At 68.8% G+C, this 11615-nt stretch carries 11 protein-coding genes; 8 read left to right on the top strand and 3 right to left on the bottom strand.

The genetic code is table 11. The features are described 5' to 3' along the window. The first annotated feature begins 1 nt into the window (after position 1). The 3 genes from J7654_RS17120 to J7654_RS17110 all read left to right on the top strand — a co-directional run bounded on the left by J7654_RS17120 (position 2) and on the right by J7654_RS17110 (position 4852). On the top strand, positions 2 to 397 hold the full coding sequence (locus tag J7654_RS17120; RefSeq protein ID WP_209737042.1) for a VOC family protein: 396 nt from the start codon (positions 2 to 4) through the stop codon (positions 395 to 397). A gap of 82 nt (positions 398 to 479) precedes the next feature. Beyond that, on the top strand, positions 480 to 3941 hold the full coding sequence (pyc, locus tag J7654_RS17115) for a pyruvate carboxylase (protein ID WP_209737041.1): 3462 nt from the start codon (positions 480 to 482) through the stop codon (positions 3939 to 3941). Positions 3942 to 4006: 65 nt separating this feature from the next. After that, the gene (locus J7654_RS17110; RefSeq protein ID WP_209737040.1) at positions 4007 to 4852 is read left to right on the top strand and encodes a formate/nitrite transporter family protein; all 846 of its coding nucleotides are present in this window, start codon (positions 4007 to 4009) and stop codon (positions 4850 to 4852) included. A 28-nt stretch (positions 4853 to 4880) separates the two neighbouring features. On the opposite strand, the gene J7654_RS17105 is transcribed toward J7654_RS17110, so the two are convergent. Next, the gene (locus J7654_RS17105) at positions 4881 to 5039 is read right to left on the bottom strand and encodes a DUF3309 family protein (RefSeq protein ID WP_209737039.1); all 159 of its coding nucleotides are present in this window, start codon (positions 5037 to 5039) and stop codon (positions 4881 to 4883) included. A 159-nt stretch (positions 5040 to 5198) separates the two neighbouring features. Here J7654_RS17105 and ispG point away from each other — a divergent pair, with 159 nt between their 5' ends. Both ispG and J7654_RS17095 read left to right on the top strand, forming a co-directional pair. Continuing rightward, positions 5199 to 6464: a flavodoxin-dependent (E)-4-hydroxy-3-methylbut-2-enyl-diphosphate synthase gene (gene ispG / locus J7654_RS17100; protein ID WP_209737038.1), complete on the top strand. Its 1266-nt coding sequence runs from the start codon at positions 5199 to 5201 to the stop codon at positions 6462 to 6464. Beyond that, complete coding sequence (locus tag J7654_RS17095) at positions 6461 to 7300, top strand: lytic transglycosylase domain-containing protein (protein ID WP_209737037.1); 840 nt, start codon at positions 6461 to 6463, stop codon at positions 7298 to 7300. Before ispG ends, J7654_RS17095 begins: the two co-directional genes overlap by 4 nt. On the opposite strand, the gene J7654_RS17090 is transcribed toward J7654_RS17095, so the two are convergent. Next, on the bottom strand, positions 7297 to 8199 hold the full coding sequence (locus J7654_RS17090; protein ID WP_209737036.1) for a polyprenyl synthetase family protein: 903 nt from the start codon (positions 8197 to 8199) through the stop codon (positions 7297 to 7299). The two genes, J7654_RS17095 and J7654_RS17090, sit on opposite strands and share 4 nt — an antisense overlap. A 151-nt stretch (positions 8200 to 8350) precedes the next feature. Between J7654_RS17090 and mtgA the strand changes: the two genes are divergently transcribed. Together mtgA and rpmF are read left to right on the top strand one after the other, a co-directional pair. Next, entirely contained in the window at positions 8351 to 9028 is a 678-nt protein-coding gene (gene mtgA, locus J7654_RS17085) for a monofunctional biosynthetic peptidoglycan transglycosylase (RefSeq protein WP_209737035.1), read from the top strand. 219 nt (positions 9029 to 9247) lie between these two features. After that, positions 9248 to 9433, top strand: coding sequence for a 50S ribosomal protein L32 (rpmF, locus tag J7654_RS17080; RefSeq protein ID WP_209737034.1), 186 nt, complete (start codon positions 9248 to 9250; stop codon positions 9431 to 9433). Positions 9434 to 9499: 66 nt separating this feature from the next. On the opposite strand, the gene phaR is transcribed toward rpmF, so the two are convergent. Beyond that, a complete protein-coding gene (gene phaR, locus J7654_RS17075) occupies positions 9500 to 10090 on the bottom strand; it encodes a polyhydroxyalkanoate synthesis repressor PhaR (RefSeq protein WP_209737033.1) in 591 nt (196 codons plus the stop codon). A 276-nt stretch (positions 10091 to 10366) separates the two neighbouring features. Here phaR and J7654_RS17070 point away from each other — a divergent pair, with 276 nt between their 5' ends. Then, entirely contained in the window at positions 10367 to 11551 is a 1185-nt protein-coding gene (locus J7654_RS17070) for an acetyl-CoA C-acetyltransferase (protein WP_209737032.1), read from the top strand. Positions 11552 to 11615: the final 64 nt, after the last annotated feature.

Here is an 11615-nt window from a genome sequence, read left to right as displayed (position 1 = left end):
TTTGGCCAAGCTCATCCATTCCATGATCCGCGTGCGCGAGGAAGCGCGCTCGCTCTCCTTCTACGAGAAGGCGTTCGGCCTGACGGTGGCCGAGCGCCTCGCCTTCGACGGTTTCACGCTGATCTACCTCTCCAATGCCGAGACCGGTTTCGAGCTGGAGCTGACGGTGAATGCCGGGCGCGATAGCGCCTACGATCTGGGCGACGGCTATGGCCATCTCGCTGTTTCGGTGAAGGATCTGGAGGCCGAGCACCGGCGATTCACGCAGGAGGGGCTGAAGCCGGGCGGCGTGAAGGAGCTGTCCCATCCCAGCGGCCTGCTGGCCCGATTCTTCTTCGTGGAAGACCCGGACGGTTACCGCATCGAGGTGCTGCAAAGGGGCGGCCGCTTCCTCTGACGCCGCGCATTTATGCTGCATTGCACAAACTCGCATCCGCGCCCTATAGTTGCGGCGTGAACGGCTTTGGGGGGAGCAGTGCATGCCGATTTCCAAAATCCTCGTCGCCAACCGGTCCGAGATCGCGATCCGCGTCTTCCGGGCGGCGAACGAGCTCGGCCTGAAGACGGTGGCCATCTGGGCGGAGGAGGACAAGCTCGCCCTGCATCGCTTCAAGGCGGATGAGAGCTGGCCCGTAGGGCGCGGCCCGCATCTGCCGAAGGACATGGGGCCGATCGAAAGCTATCTGTCGATCGAGGAGATCATGCGCGTGGCGCGGCTCTCCGGGGCGGATGCGATCCATCCCGGCTACGGCCTCCTGTCCGAGAGCCCGGAGTTCGCGGAAGCCTGCGCAGAGGCCGGCATCGTCTTCATCGGCCCGAGCCCGGAGACGATGCGCCGGCTCGGCAACAAGGTGGCGGCGCGCAACCTGGCCGTCGAGCTGGGCGTGCCCGTGGTGCCCGCCACCGAGCCCCTGCCGGACGACATGGGCGAGGTGGCGCGGATGGCCGGGGCGGTCGGTTATCCTGTGATGCTGAAGGCGAGTTGGGGCGGGGGCGGGCGCGGCATGCGCGCCATTCGCGAGCCGGCCGATCTCGCCCGCGAGGTGACAGAGGCCAGGCGCGAGGCCAAGGCCGCCTTCGGCAAGGACGAGGTCTATCTGGAGAAGCTGGTCGAGCGCGCCCGCCATGTCGAGGTGCAGGTGCTGGGCGACACCCACGGAAACGCCGTCCATCTCTTCGAGCGCGACTGCTCCATCCAGCGGCGCAACCAGAAGGTCGTGGAGCGCGCGCCGGCGCCCTATCTGAACGCGCAGCAGCGTGCGGAGCTGGCGGGCCATGCGCTGAAGATCGCGCGGGCGACGGCCTATGTCGGGGCCGGGACGGTCGAGTTCCTGATGGACGCCGACACGGGCGCCTTCTACTTCATCGAGGTCAATCCGCGAATCCAGGTGGAGCACACCGTCACCGAGGAGGTGACGGGCATCGACATCGTCAAGGCGCAGATCCACATCCTCGACGGCCATGCCATCGGCACGCCGGAATCGGGCGTGCCGGCGCAGGAGGACATCCGCCTCAACGGCCACGCCCTCCAGTGCCGCATCACGACGGAAGATCCGGAGCACAATTTCATCCCCGATTACGGGCGCATCACCGCCTATCGGGGCGCGACGGGATTCGGCATCCGGCTGGACGGCGGCACGGCCTATTCGGGCGCGGTCATCACGCGCTTCTACGACCCGCTTCTGGAAAAGGTGACGGCCTGGGCGCCGAGCGCGGCGGAAGCGGTGGCACGCATGGACCGGGCGCTGCGCGAGTTCCGCATAAGGGGGGTGGCGACGAACCTGACCTTCCTCGAGGCGATCATCGGGCACGAGAAGTTTCGCGATCTCACCTACACCACGAAGTTCATAGACGAGACGCCCGAGCTCTTCGCGCAGGTGCGCCGCCGCGACCGCGCGACCAAGCTCCTGACCTATCTGGCGGACGTGACCGTGAACGGCCATCCGGAGACGAAGGGGCGGGCCCGACCCCCGGCCGACCTGCGCAAGCCCCTTGCGCCGCTCTTTCCCGGCGAGGTGCCCGACGGCTCGCGCCAGCGCCTCGAGGCGCTGGGCGCGGCCGGCTTCGCGGCGTGGATGCGCGGGCAGCGGCAGGTGCTCGTCACCGACACGACCATGCGCGACGGGCACCAGTCGCTGCTGGCCACCCGCATGAGGACGCACGACATCGCCGGCGTGGCGCAGAGCTACGCCACCGGCCTGCCGCAGCTTCTCTCCCTCGAGTGCTGGGGCGGGGCGACCTTCGACGTCGCCATGCGCTTCCTGACGGAAGACCCCTGGGAGCGCCTCGCGCTGATCCGCGAGCGCGCGCCCAACATCCTCCTCCAGATGCTGCTGCGCGGCTCCAACGGCGTCGGCTACACCAACTATCCCGACAATGTGGTCAAGCGCTTCGTGGCGCAGGCGGCCATGGGCGGGGTGGACCTCTTCCGCGTCTTCGACTGCCTGAACTGGGTGGAGAACATGCGCGTCTCGATGGACGCGGTGCTGGAGGCGGGCAAGCTCTGCGAGGGCGCGATCTGCTACACGGGCGACCTCCTGGACCCCGCCCGCGCCAAATACGACCTCAAATACTATGTGGCGCTGGCCAGGGAGATGGAGGCGGCGGGCGCCCATATACTGGGCCTGAAGGACATGGCCGGGCTGTTGAAGCCGGCGGCCGCGCGGGTGCTGGTCAAGACCCTGCGCGAGGAGGTGGGCCTTCCGGTGCACCTGCACACCCACGACACGAGCGGTATCGCGGCCGCGACCGTGCTGGCGGCGGTGGAGGCGGGCGTCGACGCGGTGGACGCGGCCATGGACGCGCTGTCGGGCAACACCTCGCAGCCGTGCCTCGGCTCCATCGCCGAGGCACTGAAGGGCACGGAGCGCGATCCCGGCCTTTCGGCCGAGGCGATCCGGCGCATCTCCTTCTACTGGGAGGCCGCCCGCGCGCAATACGGGGCCTTCGAGAGCGACCTGAAGGGGCCGGCCTCCGAGGTCTATCTGCACGAGATGCCGGGCGGGCAGTTCACCAACCTCAAGGAACAGGCCCGCGCGCTGGGGCTGGAGGCACGCTGGCACGAGGTGGCGAGGGCCTATGCGGATGCCAACGCCATGTTCGGCGATATCGTCAAGGTCACGCCTTCCTCCAAGGTGGTGGGCGACATGGCGCTGATGATGGTGGCGCAGGACCTTTCCGCTGCCGACGTGGAGGACCCGCAAAAGGACATCGCCTTTCCCGAATCGGTGGTCTCCATGCTGCGGGGCGATCTCGGCCAGCCGGCGGGCGGGTGGCCGGAGGGCCTGCGCCGCAAGGCGCTGAAGGGTGAGGAGCCGATCACCGTGCGGCCCGGCTCGCTGATTCCCGAGGCCGATCTTTCGGCCGAGCGCGCGAGCGCGGAGGAGAGGGCCGGCCGCCCCGTGAGCGAGGCGGAGTTCGCCTCCTTCCTCATGTATCCCAAGGTCTTCACCGAGTTCGCCGCCGCCGGCGAGCGCTACGGCCCGGTCTCGGCGCTGCCCACCATGAACTATTTCTACGGCATCGCCCCGGAGGAGGAGATCGGCATCGAGATCGAGCGCGGCAAGACGCTGATCGTGCGGTGCCTCGGCCTCGGTGAAACGGACGAGAAGGGGATGCGCACCGTCTTCTTCGAGCTGAACGGCCAGCCGCGCCGCATCAAGGTGCCCGACCGCTCCCGCTCGGACGCTTCCGTGTCGCGCGCCAAGGCCGAGGCCGGCAGCGCCACCCAGCTCGGCGCGCCCATGCCCGGCGTCGTCTCCACTCTCGCCGTCTCGGCCGGCCAGGCGGTAAGGTCCGGCGATATCCTCCTGTCCATCGAGGCCATGAAGATGGAGACCGCCCTCCACGCAGAGCGCGACGGCATCATCGAGGCCGTCTTCGTGAAGGCGGGCGACCAGATCGACGCCAAGGACCTGCTCCTGGCCTACAAAGCGCAGTAAGGCGGTTTCCAAACGCCTCGAGCGCGACATCTTCCCCTTGCGGTTGCGGAAGGGAAGGGGCCTGAATGGCGGACGAGGCGGAATTGGCGGTGGACGACGCGTCTCCCGCGCAAACGGCGCGGAACACGCTCGACTATCTGTGCGGCAAGGTGCGCAAGGCGTCGAGCGAGGTGCTTGTGCTCTCGCTCCTCGCAGGCGGCTACATCGCCTTCGGGGCCATCGTCTTCCTCGTCGTGGGTGCGGGCGGGGAGGGGTTCTCGGGCCCCGGCCACCTGCTCGCCGGCCTCGGCTTCAGCGTGGGGCTGATCCTCGTCATCGTGGCGGGGGCGGAGCTTTTTACCGGCGATACGCTTCTCGTCGTCAACCGCATCCGCGGAACGCTGGACGCGGGCACCATGTGGCGCTTCTGGACACTCGTCTATTTCGCCAACTTCGCGGGCGCCCTGGTGATCGCGGCGCTCTTCGTGGTAGCAGGCGGGCACATGGCCGGCGAAGGAGCGGTGGGCCTCAACGCGCTGGAGGTGGGCGCCAGCAAGACGGGCAAGAGCGTTGTCGCCATTCTGGCTTCGGGCATTCTGGCCAACATGCTGGTGTGCCTTGCCGTGTGGGCCGCGCAGGCCGCGCGCACCGTTCCGGGCAAGATCCTCGCCGTCATCGGGCCGATCTCGGCCTTCGTGGCGGCGGGCTTCGAGCATTCGGTGGCCAATATGTCGCTCCTGCCCATCGCGCTGATGGTGAAGGGCGGGGCCGGCCCGGAATTCTGGGCCGCCACCGGCGTGAGCGCGGCGGATTTCCCCGAGCTGACGCTGGGGAGCGCCGTCCTGAACCTCGTCGTCTGCACGATCGGGAATACGCTGGGCGGCGCTTCCATCGGCCTGGCCTATTGGTACGCCTTTCTGAGAAAGGCGTGAGGCGCTTTCGCGCCCCACGCCCCCCGTGTCAGAGCCGCCCGGTCAGGAGCAGGATGATGACGATGATGAGGATGACGCCGAGAATGCCGCTCGGCCCATATCCCCAGCTCCGCGAATGGCCCCAGGAGGGCAGGGCGCCAACCAGCAGCAGCACGAGAATGATGACGATGATGATCGTGAGGTCCATGATGTCCGTCTCCAGCCGTGGGGCTTGAAGCGCCCCCTGTTCTCACAAACCCTTGACCGTGGCGGCGGTTCCGCTCATCGCCTTTTTTGTGCCGTATTTGACAAGCCGCCTCCCGATGCCCACCCAAGGGCCATTCTCGACAGCCGGACGATCCTTCCGATGAATGCCAGCGCTCCCATCGAGCCCCTGATCGCAGACCCCCTGCCGCGGCGGCCGACCGTGGGGGTCGATGTCGGCGGCATTGTCGTCGGCGGCGGCGGGCCCGTCGTCGTGCAATCGATGACCAATACCGATACGGCCGATGTGGACGCCACGGTCGCGCAGGTGGCGCGGCTGGCGCAGGCGGGCTCGGAGATCGTGCGCATCACGGTGGACCGGGACGAATCGGCTGCCGCCGTGCCGCGCATCCGCGAGCGGCTGCTTCGGCTGGGGCACGACGTGCCGCTGGTGGGCGACTTCCACTATATCGGCCACAAGCTCCTGGCCGATCATCCCGGCTGCGCCGAGGCGCTGGCGAAATACCGCATCAACCCCGGCAATGTCGGCTTCAAGGACAAGAAGGACCGGCAGTTCGTGCAGATCGTGGAAACCGCGATCCGCTACGGCAAGCCCGTGCGCATCGGCGTCAACTGGGGCTCGCTCGACCAGGAGCTCCTCACCCGCCTGATGGACGAGAACAGCACGCTCGCCCAGCCGCTGCCGGCGCGCGCGGTGATGCGCGAGGCGATCATCCGTTCGGCCATCTATTCCGCCCAGCTCGCGGAGGAGACCGGCCTGCCGCGCGAGAAGATCATCCTCTCGGCAAAGGTCTCCAACGTGCAGGACCTCATCGCGGTCTATCGCGACCTCTCGCGCCGCACGGACCACGCCATCCATCTCGGCCTGACCGAGGCGGGCATGGGCTCCAAGGGCATCGTGGCCTCGTCCGCGGCGATGGGCATCCTGTTGCAGGAGGGCATCGGCGACACGATCCGCGTCTCGCTGACGCCGGAGCCCGGCGGCGACCGCACGCGCGAGGTGCAGGTGGCGCAGGAAATCCTTCAGACGATGGGGTTCCGCCAGTTCATCCCGATCGTCGCCGCGTGCCCCGGCTGCGGGCGCACCACGTCCACGCTGTTCCAGGAGCTGGCCGAGACGATCCAGGCCGACATTCGCGCCGCCATGCCGGAGTGGCGCGAGCGTTACCCGGGCGTCGAGGCGCTGAGCGTCGCCGTGATGGGCTGCATCGTCAACGGGCCGGGGGAAAGCAAGCACGCCGATATCGGCATCTCGCTGCCGGGCACCGCCGAGACGCCCTCCGCGCCCGTCTATGTGGACGGCCAGAAGGTCGCCACCCTGCGCGGGCCCGACATCGCGGGCGATTTCCGGGTGATGGTGGCCGATTATATCGAGCGGCGCTTCGGCCGGCGGGACGCGGCCGAATGAAGGCCTGGCGCGCCGGTCTGATCGCCGCCGCGCTTCTCATGGGGGCCGGTGCGCGGGCCGAGGAACCGGACGCGCGCGTCGGCGCGATCTGCGACCTGATCGAGGCCCATGCCGAAGAGACCGGCATGTCGCCGGACTTCTTCGCGCGGCTGATCTGGAAGGAGAGCCGCTTCGACGAAAAGGCGCTCTCGCCGGTCGGCGCGCAGGGCATCGCGCAGTTCATGCCCTACACGGCGCAAGAGCGCGGGCTGGACGATCCGTTCGACAAGGAGCAGGCGATCGGCCATTCGGCCCGTTACCTGCGCGACCTGCGGGCCGAGCTCGGCTCCTGGGGCCTGGCGGCGGCGGCGTATAACGGCGGCATCAACCGGGTGAAGCGCTGGATGGCGAGCGGCGGGCGCCTGCCTTACGAGACCGAGGACTATGTCCTGTCCATCACCGCCCAGCCCGCCTCATGGTTCCGCGAGGAGATCCGCGAGGCGGCGGTGAAGCCGCTGGACCCCGAGCGCGCCTTTCCCGAAGCCTGCCGGCGCCTGCCGATCATGGCGACCCGCGCCGTCTTCGCCACGGCCGAATCGGCGCCTATGAAGCCCTGGGGCGTGCAGGTGGCGGGCCATGCCAACGAGGCCATCGCCATGAAGATGTACCGCAAGCTCCAGGACACCTACCCGTCCGTGCTGGGCGGGCTGGACCCCATCGTCATGCGCACGCGCCCCATCTCCGGCCCCCGCCGCATCACGGCCGTGCGTCTGGGCACCGATTCGCGCCGCGAGGCCGACAGCCTGTGCGGCCGCCTGCGCTCGTCCGGCGGGGCCTGTGTGGTGATGAGGAACTAACTCGTCCGGTTCGCTACGAAGCGCGCCGCCTCGATGAGCGTGGCCGCGCGCTCGCCATAGGGAGCGAGAATAGCCTCGGCCTCGACGACGAGGGCGTCGAGGCGCCTGCGCGTCCAGTCTATGCCGTGCAGGGCGGGCAGGGTCTTCTTGCCGCGCGCCCGGTCCTTGCCGGCGGCCTTGCCCAGCGCGGCGGCGTCCGCCGTCTCGTCGAGCAGGTCGTCGGCGAGCTGGAAGGCGAGGCCGATGGTCTGGCCGAAGCGGCGCAGGCGCTCGCGGTCCTGCGGGCGCGCGCCCGCGACGATGGCCCCGGCCTCGCAGGCAAAGGTCAGCAGCGCGCCGGTCTTCATCGCCTGCATGGCGGCGATCTCGCCTTCCGAAAGCTCGCTCGTCTCCGCCGCGAGGTCGAGCGCCTGCCCGCCGACCATGCCACCGGCCCCCGCCTGGACCGAAAGCGCGGCGACGAGTTCGATTCGCGCCGAGGCGTCGATCCCTTCGGCGAGCGCGACGAGGCCGAAGGAGAGCGTCAGGAGCGCGTCTCCGGCCAGGATCGCCGTCGCCTCGTCATAGGCCTTGTGGACGGTCGGGCGGCCCCGGCGCATGTCGTCGTCGTCCATCGCCGGCAGGTCGTCGTGGACGAGCGAGTAGCAGTGCAGAAGCTCCAGCGCCGCCGCCACCTGTGCCGCGCCTTCGGCCGGGCCGGCGAAGAGGCGCGCCGATTCCATCACAAGGCAGGGGCGCAGGCGCTTTCCGCCCGCCAGGGCGGCGTGGCGCATGGCCGCGAGCAGGCGCTCGGGCGCGCCGGCGACGAGCGGATGGCCGGGCGAGAGGGTGCGCTCCAGCACGGCCTCGCTCGTCCACGCGTCGCGCGCCAGCCTGTCGGCGAAGCCTCTCGTGTCCATGTGCCGTCCCTTCCACGAATCCGTCCGCGTCGTTGTGTGGCGCGGCCGGCGCGCGGCTGCAAGCGCCCCGCCGGTTTGCCCTGCGCGGGCGGCCTCGCTAAGACGAAAAAGGAGCCGGGTTCAGGAGGCGTGACGCAATGGCCTTATATCGATGCTGCGACGCCTGATTCGGTGGGCGCTTCTCCTGTGCGTCGCCTTCCTCGCCGTTCCGCTCATTCTCGTCCCGGTCTACGCGGTCCAGTCCGTGCGGCCGGTCTCCACCCTCATGCTGGCCGAGCATTTCACCTTCCAGCCCTATGACCGCCAGTGGGTGCCGCTGGAGCGGATCGCGCCGGTGATGGTCCACACGGTGGTGATGTCGGAGGATGGGCAGTTCTGCCGGCATGACGGCATCGACTGGGCGGAGTTGTCGGCGGTGGTCAATCGCGCCCTCGAGGAGGGCTCGGCCGGGCGGGGCGCCTCCACCATTCCGATGCAGACGGTGAAGAACCTGTTCCTCTGGGGCGGGCGCTCCTATGTGCGCAAGGCGCTGGAGGTGCCGCTGGCGCTCTATGCGGACGCGCTCTGGTCCAAGCGCCGGATGATGGAAATCTATCTCAACGTCGCGGAATGGGGGCCGGGCATCTACGGCATCGAGGCGGCCGCGCGCTACTATTTCAACCGGCCGGCGGCCGACCTCTCGCCCCGGCAGGCCGCGCTGCTCGCCGTTTCGTTGCCCGCGCCGCTCGCGCGCGATCCGGCCAATCCGAGCGCGGGCGTCGCACGCCTCGCCGACCGTGCGCAGGCGCGGGGCAGGGCGGCGGGCGACTATGTACGGTGCCTCGGCTGAGCCGGGCGCGCGGTTTGGCGGGGCGGCACCCTTTTCATCCCCGCCCGTTCCTGCTATGGGCTCACCGAAATTCCAGTCGTCTTCGTGAGTGAAGCGATCGTGCGGACCACGATCATTCCTTTCGTCATGGCGGTGGAGGCGGGCGGCAAGCCGGCCCGCAACGAAGATTGAAGACACGGTCCGGCCCCGGCGCCTTGAGGACCTAAGACGGAGCAGGACATGGCCGTACCCAAGAGAAAGACTTCCCCGTCCAAGCGCGGCATGCGCCGCTCGGCCGACGCGCTGAGCGCGCCGACCTATGTCGAGGACAAGAATTCGGGCGAGCTGCGCCGCCCGCACCATATCGACCTGAAGACCGGCATGTACCGCGGCAAGCAGGTGCTGAAGGTCAAGGACAACGCCTGATCCATCCCTTCGGGGTGGTCGGCGCATGGAAGGAGCCGGGCCTTGGGCCCGGCTTTTTCGTGTCCGCTACTGCGCCTTTTGCAGGGCGAGCTCGTCCAGCTTGCGACGCATTTCAGCGATCTCGCGCCGCATGGCCGCCAGATCGTCGGCCTGCGCGTCGCCTGTCGCCGGCTCCTCGCGGCGCGGCGGAGCCTCGCCGCCGGCCGCTGCGGCCAGGAACGGGTTGAACATGCCCATGGCCTGGCGGAACATCTCCGTGTTGCGCCGCACCTGTTCCTCGATCAGCCGCGTCGTCTGCGCCACGGGGTTGCCCGCGTCCCTGAAGGTTTCCTGCTCGCGGGAGAGCGCGGCCATCGACTGTTCCAGATAGGCGGGGATCACCATCTGCATCTGGTCGCCATAGAAGCGGATGAGCTGGCGCAGGAAGGTGGCGGGCATCAGCGTCTGGCCGCTCTTGTTCTCCTGTTCGAAAATGATCTGCGTCAGCACCTGATGGGTGATGTCCTCGCCCGTCTTGGCGTCCTGGACGGTGAAGTCCTCGCCTCCCTTCACCATCGACGCGAGGTTCTCGAGCGTCACGTACATCGACGTGCCCGTGTTGTAGAGCCGCCTGTTGGCGTATTTCTTGATGATCGTCGTATCGGCGTTCTTAGCCATCTTGTCCTCTCCTCCCGGCAAGAGCGGCACGGCGCGAGCGCCTCCTGCGATGCCGCCCGGACCCTTGGGGCGGATTAGGCACTGTTTGGCCCATCAGTTCAAACGGATTTCCCGGGCGCGCGCTCACGTCCGCGCATCCTCGCGCCCGGCGTGGGCCGTTGCGAGAAAAGATGCCGCGCCGGGCTTCACAGGCGCGCCCCGGCGCGCTTCATTCGTGGGAGAAGGAGTGGTCCGGCCGTTGCCCGGTGCCGCTTGGGAGGTCAGGAAGGAACGGCCATGAGCCTGGAACAGTCGATCGTCATCGTGGGAGCGGCGCGCACGCCGGTCGGCGCCTTCAACGGCGCCTTCGCTTCGGTCCCGGCCCATGAGCTGGGCGCGGCGGCGATCCGCGAGGCGCTGGTGCGCGCGCAGGTCGAGGCGGCGGAGGTGGATGAGGTCGTGATGGGCCAGATCCTGCAGGCCGGCGAGGGGCAGAACCCCGCGCGGCAGGCCGCCATGGCCGCCGGCTGCCCGAAGGAGACCACCGCCTGGGGCCTCAACCAGCTCTGCGGCTCGGGGTTGCGGGCCGTGGCCATCGGCATGCAGCAGATCGCGCTGGGCGATGCGCGCATCGTGGTGGCGGGCGGCCAGGAATCCATGTCCATGGCGCCCCATTGCGCGCATCTGCGCGGCGGCGCCAGGATGGGCGACTTCAAGATGGTGGACACCATGCTGAAGGATGGCCTGATCGACGCCTTCCAAGGATACCACATGGGCATCACGGCCGAGAACGTCTCGCGCCAGTGGCAGATCACCCGCGAGGAGCAGGACGAGTTCGCGGTGAAATCGCAGAACAAGGCCGAGGCGGCGCAGAAGGCTGGCCGCTTCCGGGATGAGATCGTGCCCTTCACCGTGAGCGGGCGGAAGGGCGACACGGTGGTGGACGAGGACGAGTACATCAAGCACGGGATGACGCTCGAGAAGGTGCAGAAGCTGCGCCCGGCCTTCGACAAGGAAGGCACGGTGACGGCGGCCAATGCCAGCGGGATCAACGACGGCGCGGCGGCCGTGGTGCTGATGAGCGAATCGGAGGCCGAAAGCCGCGGGCTCCAGCCCATGGCGCGCATCGTTTCCTGGGCCACGGCCGGGGTCGATCCCTCGGTGATGGGAACGGGGCCCATACCGGCCTCTCGCAAGGCGCTCGAAAAGGCCGGCTGGAGCGTCGACGATCTCGACCTCGTCGAATCCAACGAGGCCTTCGCGGCGCAGGCCTGCGCGGTGAACAAGGATCTCGGCTGGAGCACCGACATCGTCAATGTCAACGGCGGCGCCATCGCCATCGGCCATCCCATCGGCGCCTCGGGCGCGCGGCTGCTGAACACGCTGCTGTTCGAGATGGCCCGGCGGGACGCCCGCCGGAGCCTTGCCACGCTCTGCATCGGCGGCGGCATGGGCGTGGCCATGTGCTTCGAGCGCGTTTGACGGAAGCCGGCGGGGTTCGGGGAGGAGGCCCGCCGCGTGCCTGAAGAAGCTCGACCGGACGGGA

Source organism: Aureimonas populi, from assembly GCF_017815515.1.
Classification (GTDB): domain Bacteria; phylum Pseudomonadota; class Alphaproteobacteria; order Rhizobiales; family Rhizobiaceae; genus Aureimonas; species Aureimonas populi.
The sequence above is the reverse complement of the archived record's forward strand: the minus strand, read 5'-3'. Positions and strand labels throughout refer to the sequence as shown.